The organism is Micromonospora sp. DT41, from assembly GCF_049841715.1.
Lineage (GTDB): Bacteria > Actinomycetota > Actinomycetes > Mycobacteriales > Micromonosporaceae > Micromonospora > Micromonospora profundi.
In genome coordinates this window covers 254,888-272,977 of sequence record NZ_JBNCKU010000001.1, presented here as the reverse complement: position 1 = coordinate 272,977, position 18,090 = coordinate 254,888, and the positions used below count along the sequence as shown (strand labels likewise).

15 protein-coding genes are annotated in these 18,090 nt (G+C 71.1%); 12 read left to right on the top strand and 3 right to left on the bottom strand.

What is annotated here, in order from left to right; genetic code table 11:
• Positions 1–11 precede the first annotated feature (11 nt).
• Positions 12–1,448: a gamma-aminobutyraldehyde dehydrogenase gene (locus tag ACLQ23_RS01190; RefSeq protein WP_425880243.1), complete on the bottom strand. Its 1,437-nt coding sequence runs from the start codon at positions 1,446–1,448 to the stop codon at positions 12–14.
• 149 nt (positions 1,449–1,597) lie between these two features.
• A complete protein-coding gene (locus ACLQ23_RS01185; protein ID WP_355597333.1) occupies positions 1,598–2,827 on the bottom strand; it encodes an SUKH-3 domain-containing protein in 1,230 nt (409 codons plus the stop codon).
• 79 nt (positions 2,828–2,906) lie between these two features.
• Between ACLQ23_RS01185 and ACLQ23_RS01180 the strand changes: the two genes are divergently transcribed.
• The 11 genes from ACLQ23_RS01180 to ahcY all read left to right on the top strand — a co-directional run bounded on the left by ACLQ23_RS01180 (position 2,907) and on the right by ahcY (position 16,888).
• Positions 2,907–3,329, top strand: a complete 423-nt coding sequence (locus tag ACLQ23_RS01180; protein WP_355597335.1) for a YbaB/EbfC family nucleoid-associated protein — start codon at positions 2,907–2,909, stop codon at positions 3,327–3,329.
• Positions 3,326–3,658: a hypothetical protein gene (locus ACLQ23_RS01175; RefSeq protein ID WP_355597337.1), complete on the top strand. Its 333-nt coding sequence runs from the start codon at positions 3,326–3,328 to the stop codon at positions 3,656–3,658. Before ACLQ23_RS01180 ends, ACLQ23_RS01175 begins: the two co-directional genes overlap by 4 nt.
• 16 nt (positions 3,659–3,674) lie before the next feature.
• Entirely contained in the window at positions 3,675–8,030 is a 4,356-nt protein-coding gene (locus ACLQ23_RS01170; RefSeq protein ID WP_425880242.1) for a toxin glutamine deamidase domain-containing protein, read from the top strand.
• Positions 8,030–8,470 (top strand): hypothetical protein, encoded by a 441-nt coding sequence (locus ACLQ23_RS01165; protein WP_425734737.1) that lies wholly within the window; start codon positions 8,030–8,032, stop codon positions 8,468–8,470. Before ACLQ23_RS01170 ends, ACLQ23_RS01165 begins: the two co-directional genes overlap by 1 nt.
• 458 nt (positions 8,471–8,928) lie before the next feature.
• Complete coding sequence (locus tag ACLQ23_RS01160; RefSeq protein WP_425734773.1) at positions 8,929–9,993, top strand: hypothetical protein; 1,065 nt, start codon at positions 8,929–8,931, stop codon at positions 9,991–9,993.
• Positions 9,994–10,063: 70 nt separating this feature from the next.
• Positions 10,064–11,449, top strand: a complete 1,386-nt coding sequence (locus ACLQ23_RS01155; protein ID WP_355597345.1) for a phosphomannomutase/phosphoglucomutase — start codon at positions 10,064–10,066, stop codon at positions 11,447–11,449.
• A 60-nt stretch (positions 11,450–11,509) separates the two neighbouring features.
• Entirely contained in the window at positions 11,510–11,695 is a 186-nt protein-coding gene (locus ACLQ23_RS01150) for a Trm112 family protein (protein ID WP_030490836.1), read from the top strand.
• Positions 11,692–12,891, top strand: a complete 1,200-nt coding sequence (locus ACLQ23_RS01145; protein WP_355597347.1) for an SIS domain-containing protein — start codon at positions 11,692–11,694, stop codon at positions 12,889–12,891. Before ACLQ23_RS01150 ends, ACLQ23_RS01145 begins: the two co-directional genes overlap by 4 nt.
• A 49-nt stretch (positions 12,892–12,940) precedes the next feature.
• Positions 12,941–13,948: a cation diffusion facilitator family transporter gene (locus ACLQ23_RS01140; protein WP_355597349.1), complete on the top strand. Its 1,008-nt coding sequence runs from the start codon at positions 12,941–12,943 to the stop codon at positions 13,946–13,948.
• Between the two features lie 3 nt (positions 13,949–13,951).
• Positions 13,952–15,115 (top strand): mannose-6-phosphate isomerase, class I, encoded by a 1,164-nt coding sequence (manA, locus tag ACLQ23_RS01135; protein WP_355597351.1) that lies wholly within the window; start codon positions 13,952–13,954, stop codon positions 15,113–15,115.
• A 273-nt stretch (positions 15,116–15,388) separates the two neighbouring features.
• Complete coding sequence (gene ahcY, locus ACLQ23_RS01130; protein WP_355597353.1) at positions 15,389–16,888, top strand: adenosylhomocysteinase; 1,500 nt, start codon at positions 15,389–15,391, stop codon at positions 16,886–16,888.
• 63 nt (positions 16,889–16,951) lie between these two features.
• Here ahcY and ACLQ23_RS01125 read toward each other — a convergent pair whose 3' ends face one another.
• A complete protein-coding gene (locus ACLQ23_RS01125; RefSeq protein ID WP_425880241.1) occupies positions 16,952–17,233 on the bottom strand; it encodes a hypothetical protein in 282 nt (93 codons plus the stop codon).
• 160 nt (positions 17,234–17,393) lie between these two features.
• On the opposite strand from ACLQ23_RS01125, the gene mtrA reads away from it, so the two are divergent.
• Complete coding sequence (gene mtrA / locus ACLQ23_RS01120; RefSeq protein WP_007455837.1) at positions 17,394–18,083, top strand: MtrAB system response regulator MtrA; 690 nt, start codon at positions 17,394–17,396, stop codon at positions 18,081–18,083.
• Positions 18,084–18,090: the final 7 nt, after the last annotated feature.

Sequence of the window (18,090 nt, the reverse complement as noted above, 5' to 3'; positions counted from 1 at the left end):
GCGCTCACGGTTCAGCCCTCGATGTTGTGCATGACGTGCTTGATCCGGGTGTAGTCCTCCAGGCTGTAGACCGAGAGGTCCTTTCCGTGCCCGGAGTGCTTGAAGCCGCCGTGCGGCATCTCCGAGACGAACGGGATGTGCGTGTTCACCCAGACGCAGCCGAAGTCCAGCCGTCGGGTCATCCGCATCGCCCGGCCGTGGTCGCGGGTCCACACCGACGCCGACAGGCCGTAGTCGACGCCGTTGGCCCAGCGCACCGCCTCGTCCTCGTCGGAGAAGCGCTGCACGGTGATGACCGGCCCGAACACCTCGTCCTGGATGATCTCGTCGGCCTGGCGCAACCCCGAGACGACTGTCGGCGCGTAGAAGTAGCCGCGCTCGCCCTGCTGGGACCCGCCGGTCTGGATCGCCGCGTGGTCCGGCAACCGGTCGACGAAGCCGCTGACCCGGGCGAGCTGGTTGGCGTTGTTCAGCGGGCCGTAGAGCACGTCGGCGTCGTCCGGGGCGCCGGTCCTGGTGTTGCGGGCCTGCTCGGTGAGCGCCGCCACGAAGTCGTCGTGGATGCCCGGCCCGGCCAGCACCCGGGTCGCGGCCGTGCAGTCCTGCCCGGCGTTGAAGTAGCCGCCCATCGCGATGGCCTCGGCCGCCGCCGCCACATCAGCGTCGTCGAAGATCACCACCGGGGCCTTGCCGCCCAGCTCCAGGTGGGTCCGCTTCAGGTCGGGCGCCGCCGCGGCGGCGACCTCCATGCCCGCGCGGGTCGAGCCGGTGATCGACACCAGCTGCGGGGTCGGGTGCGACACGAGAGTACGACCGGTGTCCCGGTCGCCGCAGACCACGTTGAACACCCCCGGCGGAAAGAACTCGGCGGCGATCTCGGCGAGCAGCAGCGTCGACACAGGCGTGGTGTCCGACGGCTTGAGGACCACCGTGTTGCCGGCGGCGAGCGCCGGGGCGATCTTCCAGACCGCCATCATCAGCGGGTAGTTCCAGGGCGTGACCTGGGCGCACACGCCGATCGGCTCGCGCCGCACGTACGAGGTGTGCCCCGCCATGTACTCGCCGGCGGACCGACCCTCCAGCAGCCGGGCCGCCCCGGCGAAGAAACGGAACTGGTCCACCGCGGGCGGCAATTCCTCGTCGGCGGTGAGCTGGCGCGGCTTGCCGGTGTTGCGGACCTCGGCGTTGACAAGTTCGGCCGCGCGGGCCTCCACGGCGTCGGCGAGCTTGAGCATCGCCCGCTGCCGCTCGGCCGGGGTGACCTCCCGCCAGCTTTCGAAGGCGGTGGCGGCGGCGGTCATCGCCGCGTCCACGTCGGCGGCACCGGAGGCGGGTGCCTGGGCGAACACCTCACCGGTGCACGGGTCGATCAGGTCGGCGTACCCGCCATCGGCCGGTTCGACGTAGGAGCCGTTGACGAAGTTGCGCAGCTGCTGCTGGTCACTCATGGCGGGACTCTCCGAGGGGGCCGGGTGCGGTCTACGGCGGTTATCGCAATCTGCCTGCCATCTTCGCTACTGAATCCGCGGCAGACAAGGCCTGTTGCGACTGTTTCCGTCGACCACGGGTCACCTCGTGCGGCTGGCCGCCTCGCGCGTCAGTCGGCCTGCCAGGTGCCGTCGTCGCGGACCCGGGCGGGCGCACGGCCGAGCAGCAGTGTGGTGAACGCGGCGTCGATGGTGTCGCCGAGAAACCACTCGCCGGCCTGGTCCAGAGCGAAGACCCGGCCGCGCTCGTCGACCGCCAGGATGCTGTCCTGCTGCTCGGTGCCGAGCGGAAACAGGCGTACGCCGAGCACCCGACCGAAATCGGCGAGGGTGTCGGCGGTGTGCGCCATCGTGTGCGGACGGATGTCGAAGCGGGAGATCCACACCTGCTCGCCCCGGCCGCGTCGAGCACCGACCAGGCTGGGAAATGTGGTGATCGCCTCCACGGCGGCGGGAAAGACCTCGTGTCCCGGCACGGCGGTGATGTCCCGGACAGCGGCGGCGGCCATGATCTGGTCCCCGATGTGCGGGCCCCACCCGGCGGCGACGAGCGCGTTGGCGACCTCCGGCGGGAAGCGCCCCGGATCAGGGTCCGGTGCCGCCGGCGCCTGCCAGGCTTCGATGTAACCCCGTGCCGAATCCGGCAACACGTTCGCGCGTACCAGGAAGGCGAGGCACGAATCGCAGGGCCGGTCGGCGGGGCCACCCGCCGGGTCGCCCGGTTCACGGATCCGGAAGACCTCGAACCGCGCGCCGTCCAGCAGCGCCGCCGCCTCGCCACGACCCATCGGTGCGATGCCCTCGGCGGCTCGTCGGTGGTCGTACTCGTGCAGGACGTCGGAGACCACTATCAGCTCGGCATGTGCCTCGACGCCACGGACCAGCTCGCCGGGAGGCTGCGCGTCCAGGTACGAGCGGACCAGCGGGTGATGGTTCAGCGGTACGTCGCCCTTGACGCCCTGCGCCGTCCAGATGCGACCGTCGATGGTCAGATGCGCCACGGTGTTCGGGGTGGGGACCCGGTGGATCTCGCGGGGCAGCAGGCTCGACGGGTCAACAGTGCGCGGAGCGGCGGGGCCCGTGGGTTGGCTGCGGCGGTACATCTCCGCCACCACATCGCTCGGCACCCGGGGCCAGGTGGTGACCGTGCCGGTCTGCTTGTCGATGACTGTCGCAGGCAGGTCGCCGGGGATCGCCCGCACCTCGGTGGGCACGACTGACGTGATGACGTAGCCGAGGTCGAACTCGTCGACCATGGCCGTGCACTCGTGGCCGAGCCGCTGCGAGTCGCGGCGGGCCCAGGTGGCCGCGAGCTGCTCGGCCTGTTGTCGGTCGATCACGCATCGAAACTACCGGACCACACGGATCGATGGCAGCCGGTATCGTCTCGCTCTACCGACGGTGACGGGAGGGGCGGCGGTGAGCGAACGCGTGGACCGGGACGCCAATCGCGAGCTACGAGCCCGATTCGATGACGTGTACGGGCAGTACCAGCAGCTCCGCTCCAATCTGGACCATCTGGCTGCCCGGCTCGCCGAGCTGCGGGTGACCCGGCGGTCCAGCGACGGGATGGTGACCGCGACGGTCGGCGCGCGGGGCGAGTTGGTCTCGCTCGACCTGGCCCCGGCCATCTACCGCGACCGGGACGCCACAGCGCTGAGCCGAAAGATCACCGAGACGGTCAGTGCCGCCGCGTCCGCCGCCGCTGCCGCCACCCGTGACGTCGTCGCCGAGACCGTACCTGCCGGCTCCGGCTCGGTGGACTTCCTGCGTACCGGGGATTTCGGCGCATTGCTCGGCCGCGCCGACGCGGTGTTCGGCCGCGGTGAGGGGTCGGCATGACCGACGGGCAACTGTGGCTCGACCCGGCCCGCGCGCGACGAGGCGGGGCCGACCTGGCCTCGTCCGGCGCGGCGGTGACCGCCCGCCGGGCGGCGGAGGGCGGCGAGATCGAAACCGCCAGCGGCGACCGCCCATGGGGCCGCGACGACATCGGAGCCGCGTTCGAGCGGAACTACCGGGGGATCGAGCAGACCGTGCTGCGGGCCTGGGCGGGCGTCGGGCACCGGCTCACCGAGCTGGGCTCCGACGTGGTCCGCGCGGTCGACGCGAGCATGCGGACCGACCGCGCCAGCGCTACCCGGCTCGACCGGGCCGCCGACAAGCGCTGACTGTGGGTCGATCCGGATGAGCGTGCTGCCGAGCCCGATCCCGCACCCGCTCGACTACGCGCCCTGGGACGTTCCCGGCTGGATCTACGAGACCCTCGACTGGGTGATCGGCGTGCAGTGGCCGGAGGGCGACGAGCGGGCCGTCTGGGACGTCGCCGACAGGTGGTACGCGGTCGCGTCCGTCCTCGCCGGCCCGCGCACCGACGCCGCCGAGGCAGCCGCCGAGGTCCGCAGCGGGTACGGCGGTGTCGGTGCCGTCGATGCCGCTTTCCAGGCAGCCTGGCGAGGGCTCGCCGAGGGCGACAACGCGCCACTGCCCGTGCTGCTCGCGGTAAGCACCGACCTGGGCCGCCTCGTCGAGGAGTGCGGCTGCGACATCGAGGGCGCCAAACTCGAGGTCTGGATCGAACTGGGCATCCTCGTCGTCGAACTGCTCACAGTGGCCGTGGTGGCGGTGCTCACCGCCGGTGCCGCGTCCCCAGCCGCCGGAGCGGCTGTCACCGCCACCCGACTGCTGATCCAACAGATCTGCAAACGACTGTTGGGCCAGCTGGCCAGCAAATCCCTCAAACACGGGCTCAAGGAGGCCGGCGAGCGCGCGGCCAAGGAGGTCGCCAAGGGCGGCGTACGCGGGTTCGCCAAGCGCGCCACCCGGGAAGGGCTGGAGGAGGCGGCCGAGGAGGCCGGGATCAGCCTCGCCACCCAGGCGTACCAGAACTCGACAGGCCGGGCGCACGGCATCGACCTGGCCGACCTGAGCACATCGGCAGTCGGCGGTCTCGCCGGTGGCGTGGTGGCGCCAGTGGCCGGATTGGGTCGGCACGCGAACGGCCGCGTGGCGCGGGTCGGCGAGCACCTGGGTCGGGAGATGACCGGCGAGATGTTCGCCGAGACCGCCGCGAGCATCGCCACCGGGCAGGGCCCGATTTCGGCAGAGGACGCGGTACGGGCCGCCGCGTCCGGAGTCACCGGCTCGGTGACCGGGCAGGTCGACCACGCGTTGCAGGCGCGAGTCCAGGCACAGTCCGATGCCTTGGCCGGCGCGTCCTTCACCGGCCCCTCCCTGCCGCCCGACTTCCCGGTCACCGCTGCGGCGGGCGTTTCCGTGCAGGCGGGGGTGGGCGTTGCGGGCCCACCGGCGTCGGCGGCGCTCGATTATGCGACGCCGCTGCTTGCCGAGCCGTCGACGTACTCGACCGCCGACGGCGCCGACCTGCCGCAGCCCAGCTCGTCGGACCCCAGCCGGCCGTCAGCGTCCACAACGGGCGTTCCCTCTGTGGTGGAGGACGGGTCAGCGGTGCTGCCGTCCGAGGCGGTCGTGCCTGCCCAGGGCGGTCCGGCCGCTCCCGAGCGTCCGATCGCGGCCGACCCCACGCTCTCCTCGGCCGGCTCGGCCGCTCCGGTTGGCTCGGCCGGTCTGGTCGATTCAGCCGGTCCGGCTGGTTCGGCCGGTTTGGTTGGCTCGGATCCGCAGCTTTCGTCGGTGGCCGTGGACGCCACGCTTCAGGGCAGCCCGACCGGCCAGTCGCACACCGCTACCCAGGGAGCGCTCGCCTCGGGCGGCAACGCCCCGACCGTATTGCCCTCGTCGGCCGGCGCGCCCGCCGCGACGGGCACCCTGGGGCCGCCGTTCACCCAAGCTGCCGTCACCTCGCCGGCTCCTGCCGCGCCGGTTGTCCCCCCGTCGGTTGCCGCCCCGCAGCCCTTCGGCCCGGTGGTGTCGCCGTCCCCGGTCACCGGCCCGGCGGTCGGGGCGCCGAACGGTGCCTTCGCCCACGGCGTGGTTGCGGCGGGACGCAGCACGGTCACTGGCCCGGCGGCCCAGCCCGCCCCGGCAAATGCCCCGTGGGTCCTCGCGCCGGCCGCCCATCCGGCCCGTGGCCGGGCGTCGGTCCGCGCCGACGTGGCGGCGTTCGGCGATCCGCCGGTGCCCGCGCGGGAGAGCCACGACTGGTACGCCGCCCGATGGACAGCCGAGGCGGAAGCCGCCGAACGACGGCGCTACCAGAGGTACTACGAGTCACAGCGGGCCGCGTTCGAGAACACCCGTCGACAGGCCGAGGCCGGCCGACTTCGCCTCCGGGCCGCGGAACACGACCGCAGGGCCATCGAGTACGCCACCTACGCCCGACAGTTGCACCAGACCGGTCATCGGCAGTGGTCCGACGGCTGGCAGCGGGCCGCCAACGACGAGGCCCGCGCGTACGCCGAATGTCGTGACCTGGCCGAGGCGGTGCTGGCCGGCGCTCGGGCGCCCGAGGTCGTGGACCTCACCGACGGCGCGTTCCACCAGGCCAACAAGGATGTCGGCTCGCTGACCCTCGGCGCGGTGGAGACCACCGGCAGGTCCGCGCTCACCGGCGATGACGTGCCCCCGCCGATCGACGACTCCCGGCCGTACGGGCAGCCCGGAGGGCTACGTCCTCCGCTGGCACTGCACCAGGTCGACGTCGAACGGCAGATGCCCCGTGAGCGGGATGGCACCGTCATCCGTACCGCCGACCCCCGCCGGGGCGGCTGGTTCCGTCTGCTGAACGACGGCGGACCTCGCGCCGACGCCACACGGGGCATCAACTGCCTGGACTGCACCCTTTCGCTGTTCGAGACGTGGGTGCACGGGCGGCCCCGGGTGTCGGCGCCACGGACCTTCGACGGCTACCTCGACGGCGACATCCGACGCCCGATCCGCGGGGAGGCTGGCGGTCCGGGCCGGGTCGAAGACGTGACCGGTGGACGCTTCCAGCAGGTTCTCGCCCCGCCGCCCGGCCAGCGCTTGAACCCCGGGCAGGCGCGACAGGTCGCCGATCGGGCGTACGTCAATCTGCGTGACCAACTGCTGCTGGGCGGCCACGGTAGCTACGCGTTCCTGGTGACCGAATGGGCCAGCGGTGGCTCGCACGCCTGGGTGGCGCTCAACCAGAACGGCACGATCCTCTACCTCGACCCGCAGACCGGTGCCATCCGGGACCGGCCGCTCTACCCAGACGTGATCGGCATCGACGCGCTCGTGCTGAGTGGAGACGGCCAGCCGATGCCGCTCGGCGGCCTGCCCCGGGGCCGGTTCAGCGAACGCCCCGACCTGCCGAACCACCCACCGGCGTACGACAACGGCAGCCACGGCGACCCCTACATCAACCGCATGTACCTGCTCCTGGACGGCCCCGGCTCAGGCCCGTTCCCGCAGGACGCCGTTGCCAGTTTTGGACGTGCCGGGGACGATCCTTCGACCGGCGGCCCGGCCCGGGCCATCGCCGCGGCGGGCAGCCTCGAAGACATCTTCGCGGCCGGAGTGAGTCCGCTCGAGTTCGCCACGGAGATCGACCCACCCACGCTGCGCCGGCTGGTACCGGAACTGGACGAGGCATCTGCCCGGGATGTGGTGCGACTGTTCGCCGACGACCGGGTCCGCGACATGCTCGACCAGGCGCGGAGAGAGCCGCCCGCGAACGAGCCGGATCTGGCCGAACACCTGGCCCGACAGCTGGTACGGCAACCGGACCTGGCGCGGATCATCCTGTCCACACCCGAACTCGCGAGCTCGCTGACCGCCCGCCCACTGACGCTCTATCACCTGGCCGGTCACCAGCAGGCCATCGACGTGCTCGCCGACGTGCTCGACGATGTCGCCCGGCAGGAGGCGGCAGGGCAGACCGCGTCCCGCCGCAAAGTGCCACAACCAGCGCCGACACCCCTCACGGACGAACAGTTGAGGATCAGCGCCAGCGTCGAGGTGCGTCGGGGACCGGTCGCGCAGGCAGCATTCGACGACGACCGACGCGGTGATGCGGCCTATCGGAGGCGCTACCTCGACGATCTTTATTCCGCGGCAGCCGAGGCGCAGGTCGATCTGAATCAGCTGGCGGTGTCCCTCGCCCATGTCGACGGCCGTCGCGTGGCGGAGCCGGGCTGGCGTTCGCAGCCCAAGGACCGGCGCAGGGCCGAAGACAAGGTGCACAGGCATCAGGGCGATGTGTCGAAGTTGCTCGACCTGGCGGCGGCGAAGGTCGAGTTCCGGTGTCTCGACGATCTCTACGCCGCGCTCGGCCGGATCCGCGACCACCCTGACGTCGAGATCGTCAGGTACAAGGACCGGTTCCTGTCTCCCGAGGACAGCGGCTACCGGGATGTGCAACTCGTACTCCGTACGCGGAACGGGCACCTCGCCGAGTTTCGCCTGCACCTGGCTGCGCTCGACGAGATTGCGGCCTGGGAGCATGCGCTCTATGAGGTCCGCCGTGATGTGGATGCCGTGGCCCGAGCCGAGGGTCGGGCTATGACGAGCCGTGAGGCAGCGATCGCAGACGGGATTCTCTGCCGTGAGCAACGGCTGTTCTGGGACGCTTTGCAATCGACCTACGAAGGAAACAATTGATGACCCAGATGCCAGGCTTGGTGCTCCCGTCCTACTACCTCTATCACCAGTCGCCGGTGAAGATCGTGGAGACGCCCGACGGTGGTGCCAGGGTGTGGCGGGTATCCATCGACACCGGTGGCTGGCAGGAGAAGAACGACCTCTTCACCGAGATAATTTTCGATATCGGAGGGGATGTCTTCCGCTGTAACGCGGAGGATTTCGTGCAGGAGGTCGAGGCTTTTCGAGCCCACTACCTCAAGGGGGAAGGCCCCATCTTCGCGCTCTACGAGACGGTGCGTTCGATCGAGAGCCTGGCAGACGCTGAGTCGCGTCGCGAGACGCCACGTGAGCAGGCGTTGATCCGGGGAATCCGGCAGCGGACGTTCGTGATGTTCGAGGAGCAGCTCCGCGCGGCCGGTGATCCCGGTGCGGACCCCTCCATAGCAGCTGCGGCGTAGCCCTCACACAGTGCCGAGGGCGAGCCGCAGAAATCCGCTGGCCCGGCTGGCCCGCCTGCTTGATCGACTCGGTTTCCTTGAAACCGGGGTATCCGAAGCCGCCGGACACCCCGATTTCCTGGAACCCGAGTGGATCAAGCCGCGCGCCGCGGACTCTGCGCGAGGCGCGAGCCGCGAGCCGCGAGGCGCGAGGCGCGAGCCGCGAGGCGGGAGCCGTGCGCGCGCCCGCGCCGCGCTCTGCGCCCGGGCGCGTCGGTCAGCCTCGCGCCCGGGCCCACTCGGCGGCGTCGATGTCCGCAGGGTCGGAGCAGTGCCAAACCGGCAGCGTGGCACGTTGATGCTGCTGGTCGGTAAACCGTAACGCCGCACACATCTGGGCCGCTCTATGACCGGTGGTCAGGATGGCCCGGTAGTAGCCTGGCCGCGAACCCTACCCGGGGAGGAACGGTGAGGTGATCATGTCGGTGCGTCGACGCGCGGCACGGTTCGCGACGGTCTGTGGTCTGGTGGGCGGCCTGGTGATGCTCGGCGCGACGCCGGCGCTGGCTGCCGACGACTCGGTCCGCGTGGGGGCGGCCAGCAGCTTCGCCGCCGGGGGGTCGGCGCAGGGGGTGAACGTCGCGGTGCGCAAGCGCTCCGAGGGGTGCGTTCTGCTGCGTACCGCCCTGGGTCTGCGCCTTGAGGGTCTTGAGCCAGGCCAGGTGACCGTCCAGGTCAACGCGGGCGGGAGTTGGTTCCCGGTGCCTGTCTCCGGCGGTGGCGGCAGTGTGTCGACAGCGCAGACGTCGCCGGCGAAGCCGACCCTGTGCAAGGGCAAGGGCATCACCGTGCGGTACCGGGTTGCGTTCGCCGCCGGTGCTCCGGGCGGCCGGCTTGCTGTGACCGGTGTGGGTGTCAGCGCGGCGGGCCAGGAGCTGGGTCGGGGGTCCGACACGGCGAAGGTGGCAGGCGCGCGCGTTTCCGCGTCGCCCGCCCCGTCGAAGAAGCCGTCGCCCACCCCGAGCCCCACCGAGGCGACGACGCCCGCCGATCCGGTGACGCCGGCGGCGCTGGCCGCCGAGTCGGGTACCCCGAGCACGGTGGCGGCCGCTGCCGAGTCGTCAGGTGGCGGTTCGCTCGTGATGTTCTTCGGTATCGCGATGGTGGCGGTCGGGTTGCTGCTCATCGGACTGCTGTTCCGTCGCTCGCGGCAGGACCGGGCGCCGGCCGACGAGCCGGTTCCGCTGCCGGGCAACCCCGGCGGCACCACCTACCGGTCCGGGGGCGGCGCGCCGCCCACGCCGGGTCACCCAGGCGCTGTGTACGGGCAGCAGCAGCCGTCCGGCGGCTATGGCGCGGTGCCGTCGCCGCGGCCCGCCACAGGTGGGGTCTACGGTGCCCGACCTGCCGCGCCGACGCCGGATGCGACGCCGCCGATGCCGGGTGCCGGAGGCGCTCCGGGTGTTGGGCCGCGCCCCGGCGACAGGCCTCCACCTGAGGACGGGGGCGATCACACCGTGTTCATGCCTCGGCTCCCCGGCTGAGCGGGGCTGAACCGGCCCGCTCCGATACGCTCAGGTTTCGTTGGAAACCTGCGGCCAAGGAGCGGAACTCGTGTCGGATCTGTCCCAGATCGTGAAGGCGTACGACGTCCGAGGGACGGTGCCGGACCAGTGGGACGAAAGGGTCGCCGAGGCGCTCGGTGCCGCGTTCACCCAGCTGCTCAACACCACTGACGAGCCGGGCGACGCCGTGGTCGTCGGGTACGACATGCGGGCCAGTTCGCCCGGGTTGGCCGCCGCGTTCGCCGCCGGGGTCCGGGCCGAGGGTCGCTCGGTGATCGAGATCGGGTTGGCGTCCACCGACCTGCTCTACTTCGCCTCCGGCTCCCTGGACCTGCCTGGCGCGATGTTCACGGCCAGTCACAACCCGGCGCAGTACAACGGCATCAAGATGTGCCGCTCCGGTGCCCGGCCGATCGGCCAGGACAGCGGGCTGGCGCAGATCCGGGACCGGGCGCAGGCGCTGCTGGATTCGGGCTCGTCGCGTCCGGTGGGTGAGCCGACCCGGCCGGCCGAACGGCGTGACCTGCTCCCGGACTACGCCGCGTACCTGCGCAAGCTTGTTGATCTTTCCGGGATCCGGCCGTTGAAGGTAGTGGTGGACGCCGGCAACGGGATGGGCGGCTTCACCGTTCCCACTGTGCTGGGCGACGCCGCCCTGTCGGCCCTGCCGTTGGAGATCGTGCCGCTCTACTTCGAGTTGGACGGCACCTTCCCCAACCACGAGGCGAACCCGCTGGATCCGGCGAACCTGGTCGATCTCCAGCGGGCTGTGGTCGAGCACCGGGCAGACATCGGGTTGGCCTTCGACGGCGACGCCGACAGGTGCTTCGTGGTGGACGAGCGGGGTGAGCCGGTCTCGCCGTCGGCGATCACCGCTCTTGTCGCTGCCCGCGAGTTGGCCAAGCACCCGGGGTCCACGGTGATCCACGGTCTGATCACGTCCAGCGCCGTCGCGGAGATCATCCGCGAGCACGGCGGTGAGCCGGTGGTCGCCAGGGTGGGGCACTCCTTCATCAAGGCGGAGATGGCACGGACCAACGCCGTCTTCGGTGGCGAACACTCGGCGCACTACTACTTCCGGGACTTCTGGTTCGCCGACACCGGGATGCTCGCCGCGATGCACACCTTGGCCGCGCTCGGTGAGCAGCCGTTGCCGCTGTCCGTACTGGCCGGGGAGTACGAGCGCTACATCGCCTCCGGCGAGATCAACTCGACGGTGGCCGACCAGGCCGCGGCGGTGGCCGAGGTCCGTGCCGCGTACCCGGAGGCGACGGCCGACGAGATGGACGGTCTGACGTTGCGTTTCCCCGACGGCGCCTGGTTCAACCTGCGCGCCTCCAACACCGAGCCGTTGCTGCGGCTCAATGTCGAGGCGCCCACCCGCGAGCGGATGGTCTCGCTCCGGGACGACGTGCTCGACCGCGTTCGCCGATAAGATCGCCTGCGCCGGTCGGCACCGCCGCCGGTGACCCCGCACTCGTGGAAGGAGCCAGCCATGGCCCTGGATCCGCAGTTGCTTGAGATCCTCGCCTGCCCGGACACGCACCACGCCCCGCTCACCTACGATGCCGAGGCGCAGACGTTGACCTGCACGGAGTGCGGCCGGATCTTCGAGGTCCGCGACGACGTACCGGTGCTGCTGCTCGACGAGGCACGTGGCGGTCCGGGGCAGCCCTCATGATCGACGGTACGGCCGGGGTCAGTGGGCGTCGTGACGCCGACGAGGCCCTGCTCGACAACCCGGACGCGCTCGCCGAACACGACCCGGGCGGCATGCTGCGGCACACCGCGTCGGCGGGTGCCCAGGTCCGGGAGAGCGCGGCGTTGGCGGCCGAGGCGAACCTCGCGGTGCTTGCCGACGACGGGCGGCCACGAGCCGTCGTCGTCGCCGGTATCGGCACCGCCGGACGGACCGGTGACGTGCTGGCCACGGTGGCCGGGCCACGCTGCCCGGTCCCGATCATCGGGCACCGCAGCGCAGGCGTACCCGGTTGGGTGGGCGCCGCCGACGTGGTGATCGCGGTGAGCGCGTCGGGTCGCAGCCCGGAGGCGCTGGGTGCGGCCGAGGCCGCGCACCGGCGGGGCGCGCGGCTGGTGGCGGTGGGTGCCCCGGATTCGCAGTTGCAGTCGGTGGCCGAGCGGGCCCGTGCGCCGTTCATTCCGGTGCCCCGGCGCGCTCCGGCGCGGGCGAGTCTCTGGGCGTTGACGGTGCCGGTGCTGCTCGCCGCCCGCTCACTCGGGCTGGTGAAGGTCAACGAGGCGGACCTGGCGGAGACCGCGGCCCGGCTCGACGCGGACGCGGACCGCTGCCGCTCGGCCGCGGAGTCGTTCGTCAACCCTGCGAAGTCGCTGGCGTTGGGCCTGGCGGGCTCGATCCCGATCGTCTGGGGTTCGTCTCCACTGGCTACCGTGGCGGCCCGCCGGTTCGGTGACACCCTGTCGGCGAACGCCCGCTACCCGGTGGTCACCGGGGCGCTCGGCGAGGCCGGTCGGGGACGGGTCGGCCTGCTCGACGGCGTCTTCGGCGGTCTGGCCGAGGGCGAGCGGGACATCTTCGCCGACCCGGCGGAGGACGACGACGGCGATGGCACCCGGCTGCGGCTGGTGCTGCTGCGCGACGGCGGGCTCAATGCCGAGGACGACACCGACGAGCCCCTCGCGGTCGAGGAGCGACGCGCCGACGCGGTGCAGACCCTCGCGGAGCGCCGCGGTGTGCGCTGCGACGTGGTGACGGCCGAGGGCGGATCGGCGTTGGAGCGACTAGCGTCACTGATCGCCGTACCGGATTTCGCATCGATATATCTTGCTCTGGCACACGGTCTTGACCCGATGGCCGTTCCGGCCATCACCGAGATGAAGGAGCTGTCGAACCAGTGAACGTACGTAGGGCGACTCGCGCCGCCGCGACGCGGTGCGGAGTGGTGGCGTGAGCGCGAACGGCGGGACGAAGGCGATCATCGCCGCCCTGCTGGCCAACGTCGGCATCGCCGTCACCAAGTTCGTCGCGTTCCTGTTGACCGGCTCGTCGTCGATGCTCGCCGAGTCGATCCACTCGGTCGCGGACTCGGGCAACCAGGGCCTGCTGCTGCTCGGCGGCAAGCGGGCCCGGCGGGCCGCCACCCCGGAGCACCCGTTCGGGTACGGCCGGGAGCGCTACATCTACGCGTTCATCGTGTCGATCGTGCTGTTCAGCCTCGGTGGCCTGTTCGCGCTCTACGAGGCGTACCACAAGTGGGCGGATCCGCACGGCATCACGGCGTGGCAGTGGGTGCCCGTCACCGTGCTGCTGGCGGCCATCCTCATGGAATCGTTCTCCTTCCGGACGGCCATCAAGGAGTCCAACCTCACCCGGGGTAAGCAGTCCTGGGTGCGTTTCATCAGGCGCTCCAAGGCGCCCGAGCTGCCGGTGGTGCTCCTGGAGGACTTCGGCGCGCTTGTCGGTCTGGTGTTCGCGCTCTTCGGCGTGTCGATGACGCTGATCACCGGCAACGGTCGGTGGGATGCGGCAGGCACCGCGATGATCGGCATCCTGCTTGTGGTCATCGCCGTCGTGCTCGCCATCGAGACCAAGAGTCTGCTGCTCGGTGAGGGTGCCGAACAGCAGGATGTGGTCGCCATCGAGCGGGCGATCACCGACGGCCCCGAGGTGGAGCGGATCATCCACATGAAGACGCTCTACCTCGGCCCGGAGGAGCTGATGGTGGCTGCGAAGATCGGCGTACCGACCTGGGAGAGCGCTCCCGAGCTGGCCCGCGGCATAAACGCCGTGGAGGCGCGGATCCGCGTCGCGGTGCCGATCGCCCGGGTGATCTACCTGGAGCCGGACATCTACAGCGTGGCCGCCGCCGAGGCGGGCACCGGCGCCGCCGCGGACACCGCCGTACCGCAGTCGCAGGATGCGTCGGGCGAGGCGGCCGGGCGACCCGGGGTCTGACAGGTGGAACCGCTGTACGGACCGATCCGCGACTACGCCTGGGGTTCCCGCACGGCCATCGCGACGCTTCAGGGGCGGCCGGTGCCGAGCACCGGCCCGGAGGCGGAGCTGTGGCTGGGTGCCCACCCGGGTGCTCCGGCCAGTGTGGAGCGGGCCGGCCTGCGGGCGAGCCTGTGCGACCTGGTACGTGACGAGCCGGACAGGTGGTTGGGTCAGCGGGTGTCGGCCCGGTTCGGCACCCGGCTGCCGTTCCTGCTCAAGGTGCTCGCCGCCGACGCCCCGTTGAGCCTGCAAGCCCACCCGGACGCCGAGCAGGCCCGGGTTGGCTTCGCGGCTGAGGCGGGCCGTCCCGAGGGGGAGCGCAACTACTCCGACCCGCACCACAAGCCGGAGTTGCTGGTGGCGCTCACCCCCTTCGAGGCGTTGTGCGGTTTCCGGCCCCCGGAGGAGTCCGCCGAGGCGCTCGCTGCGTTCGGCGTACCGGCGTTGGCGCCTGTGGTCGAGGCGTTGCGTGCCGGGCCGGAGGGTCTGCGCACGGCGGTGCGGACGCTGCTCGGCTGGCCGCTCGCGGAGCGCGACGGGCTGCTGCGTTCGGTGCTGGCGGCGTCGGTCGACGGGCCGGACGCCGACCTGGCCCGCCGGCTTGCGGAGGCCTATCCGAGTGACCCGGGCGTGCTCGTGGCGCTGCTGCTGCACCACCTGCGCCTGGTGCCGGGGGAGGCGATCTGGATGCCCGCCGGCAACCTGCACGCCTACCTGAACGGCTGCGGGGTGGAGATCATGGCGGCCAGCGACAACGTGCTGCGCGGTGGCCTGACCCCGAAGCGGGTGGACGTCGACGAGTTGCTGCGCGTGCTGCGGTTCGAGGTGCTCCACGACCCGGTGCGCGCGCCCGAGCCGGTGGGCCCCGGGGTGGACTGGTGGCCGGTGCCGGTGGACGACTTCGCGCTGCACCGGGTACGGGTCGGTGCCACGGTGCCGGAGGTGACGCTGCCGCTGCCCGGTCCCCGTGTGGTGCTGTGCGGTGCGGGCTCGGTCACGGTGGACGACGGGGCGGGTGCGGTGACGCTCGTGTCCGGCCAGGCGGCGATCGGCACTGCGGCCGGGGAGCCGCTGCGGGTCAGTGGCGAGGGTGAGGCGTACGTGGCGACGTCGGGGCTGCGCTGAGCTCTGCCGTTCGCCACAAGTCCGACTTTTCCGGAATGGCTTGACGCTGCCCAGCCGGAGTGTGACTCTATGGGTACGCAGCGTTATCGCGACGACGGTCCGACAACGTGCGGGGAACCAAACCGGGGGGATGCACGGGGCGGGCGGAAGTGGGCGGCAGGTCTGTCCATCACCGACCGCCCCGTGCGCTGTCCGCAGACCGTCCCCCGGGCGACCGGCGCCGGCGCGCGTAAGGTGGAGGGTCGGCGTAGACATCGTTCGACAGGAGCATTCATGACCAGCACCCTCCCGGCGTCCGCCAGCGGCGCGCCGACCGAGGCCCGGCCGAGCACGCTCGCCGATGGCGACTTCAAGGTGGCGGATCTGTCGCTCGCCGAGTTCGGGCGTAAGGAGATCCAGCTCGCCGAGCACGAGATGCCCGGCCTGATGGCGATCCGTCGGGAGTTCGCCGAGGCGCAGCCGCTCGCCGGCGCACGGATCACCGGCTCGCTGCACATGACCATCCAGACCGCCGTCCTGATCGAGACGCTTGTCGCGCTCGGCGCGCAGGTCCGCTGGGCGTCCTGCAACATCTTCTCCACCCAGGACCACGCCGCCGCGGCGATCGTCGTCGGCCCCGACGGCACCCCCGAGGCCCCCGCCGGCGTTCCGGTGTACGCCTGGAAGGGCGAGACGCTGCCGGAGTACTGGTGGTGCACCGAGCAGGTGCTCGCCTGGCCCGACGGGCAGGGCCCGAACATGATCCTCGACGACGGCGGCGACGCCACGCTGCTCGTGCACAAGGGCGCCGAGTTCGAGAAGGCCGGTGCCGTGCCGCCGGTCGAGTCCGCCGACTCCGAGGAGTACGCGGTCATCCTCGAACTGCTGCACCGTTCGCTGGGCGAGGACAACCAGCGCTGGACCCGGATCGCGTCCGGCATCAAGGGCGTCACCGAGGAGACCACCACCGGCGTGCACCGGCTCTACGAGATGCACCGCGCCGGCACTCTGCTCTTCCCGGCCATCAACGTCAACGACTCGGTCACCAAGAGCAAGTTCGACAACAAGTACGGCTGCCGGCACTCGCTCATCGACGGCATCAACCGGGCCACCGACGTGCTGATCGGCGGCAAGATGGCAGTCGTCATGGGTTACGGCGACGTGGGCAAGGGCTGCGCCGAGTCGCTGCGTGGCCAGGGCGCCCGGGTCGTGGTGACCGAGGTCGACCCGATCTGCGCACTCCAGGCGGCGATGGACGGCTACCAGGTCGCGACCCTGGACGACGTTGTCGAGCAGGCCGACATCTTCATCACCGCCACCGGCTGCTTCGACGTCATCACCAACGAGCACATGGCCCGGATGAAGCACCAGGCCATCGTCGGCAACATCGGCCACTTCGACAACGAGATCGACATGGCCGGCCTGGCCAAGCGCTCCGACGTCGAGCGGATCAACATCAAGCCGCAGGTCGACCTGTGGCGGTTCGCCGACGGGCACGCCATCATCGTGCTCTCCGAGGGACGCCTGCTCAACCTGGGCAACGCCACCGGCCACCCGAGCTTCGTCATGTCGAACTCGTTCGCCAACCAGACGATCGCCCAGATCGAGCTGTTCACCAAGACCGACGACTACCCGATCGGCGTCTACGTGCTGCCCAAGCACCTGGACGAGAAGGTGGCCCGTCTGCACCTGGGCGCGCTCGGCGCCAAGCTGAGCACGCTGACCAAGGAGCAGGCCGCGTACCTGGGTGTCTCCCAGGAGGGCCCGTTCAAGCCGGACCACTACCGCTACTGATCGACACCAGGTTCGGGTCGGCTGCCACTGGCAGCCGGCCCGGTTCGTCGTTTCCGTACTCGATCAGCCGGGCCTGGAGTTGCGGCGGGTGGGGCGGAACCAGGTCCAGACGCACCAGGCCAGCCAGCCGAGCGACACGGCGGTGGCGAGCGCCCGCTGGCGTAGCGCGCTGAGCAGCAGCACCACGGCCAGCACCGCCAGCCACGGCAGGAAAGCCTTCACGGCGGGATCCTCCCACAGTCGGCCGGAGGCAACCGTCATCCGGTTGTCCGGCGACCAGAACAGCGTCCGGATCGCGACAGCGCCGACCGGCCGGGAACAGCGGTGGCGCTGGACGGTGTTCACGGGGGATCATGGTGGCAGCCGGACCGGGATTCATCCGGGTGCCGGCCCCGAATCCCGTGGCGCCGCCGCCGCGGGATCGCGGTGTGTATGCGTCGGCGGCACCATCCGTGCCGGGTGACGCCGGTCCCACCGATCTGAACGGGGATGCAATATTAATCCCATGAGAGCCCGGGTACTGGTGGTCGACGACGACCCCGCGCTCGCCGAGATGCTCGGCATCGTGCTGCGCAGCGAGGGTTTCCTGCCATCGTTCGTGGCCGACGGAGAGCGGGCATTGGCGGCGTTTCGCGACAGTCGACCCGACATCGTCCTTCTCGACCTGATGTTGCCCGGAATGAGTGGTATCGACGTGGCGCGGTCGATCCGGGCCGAGTCGGGCGTGCCGATCGTCATGCTGACCGCCAAGAGCGACACCGTGGATGTGGTCCTCGGCCTGGAGTCCGGCGCCGACGACTACGTGGTGAAGCCGTTCAAGCCCAAGGAGCTGGTGGCCCGGATGCGGGCCCGGCTGCGTCGGGGCGAGGACGTGGCGCCGGAGATGCTTACCATCGGGCCGCCCGGCAACCAGATCACCATCGACGTGCCCGCCCACACGGTCAGCCGCAACGACGAGGAGGTGAAGCTGACTCCGCTGGAGTTCGACCTGCTTGTCGCACTCGCCCGAAAGCCGCGTCAGGTCTTCACCCGCGAGGTGCTGTTGGAACAGGTGTGGGGCTACCGGCACGCGGCCGACACCCGGCTGGTCAACGTGCACGTCCAGCGGCTGCGGGCCAAGATCGAGCCGGACCCGGAGCGGCCGGAAATCATCCTCACCGTGCGGGGCGTGGGCTACAAGGCGGGGACCGGATAGCCTGGTC

Excerpts from the sequence above, each read along its gene's own strand:
- ACLQ23_RS01150 (WP_030490836.1), top strand. The coding sequence starts at position 11,510 with ATGGCCCTGGATCCGCAGTTGCTTGAGATCCTCGCCTGCCCGGACACG.
- ACLQ23_RS01145 (WP_355597347.1), top strand. The coding sequence starts at position 11,692 with ATGATCGACGGTACGGCCGGGGTCAGTGGGCGTCGTGACGCCGACGAG.
- ACLQ23_RS01160 (WP_425734773.1), top strand. The coding sequence starts at position 8,929 with ATGTCGGTGCGTCGACGCGCGGCACGGTTCGCGACGGTCTGTGGTCTG.
- ahcY (WP_355597353.1), top strand. The coding sequence starts at position 15,389 with ATGACCAGCACCCTCCCGGCGTCCGCCAGCGGCGCGCCGACCGAGGCC.
- ACLQ23_RS01175 (WP_355597337.1), top strand. The coding sequence starts at position 3,326 with ATGACCGACGGGCAACTGTGGCTCGACCCGGCCCGCGCGCGACGAGGC.
- ACLQ23_RS01190 (WP_425880243.1), bottom strand. The coding sequence starts at position 1,448 with ATGAGTGACCAGCAGCAGCTGCGCAACTTCGTCAACGGCTCCTACGTC.
- ACLQ23_RS01165 (WP_425734737.1), top strand. The coding sequence starts at position 8,030 with ATGACCCAGATGCCAGGCTTGGTGCTCCCGTCCTACTACCTCTATCAC.
- mtrA (WP_007455837.1), top strand. The coding sequence starts at position 17,394 with ATGAGAGCCCGGGTACTGGTGGTCGACGACGACCCCGCGCTCGCCGAG.
- ACLQ23_RS01170 (WP_425880242.1), top strand. The coding sequence starts at position 3,675 with ATGAGCGTGCTGCCGAGCCCGATCCCGCACCCGCTCGACTACGCGCCC.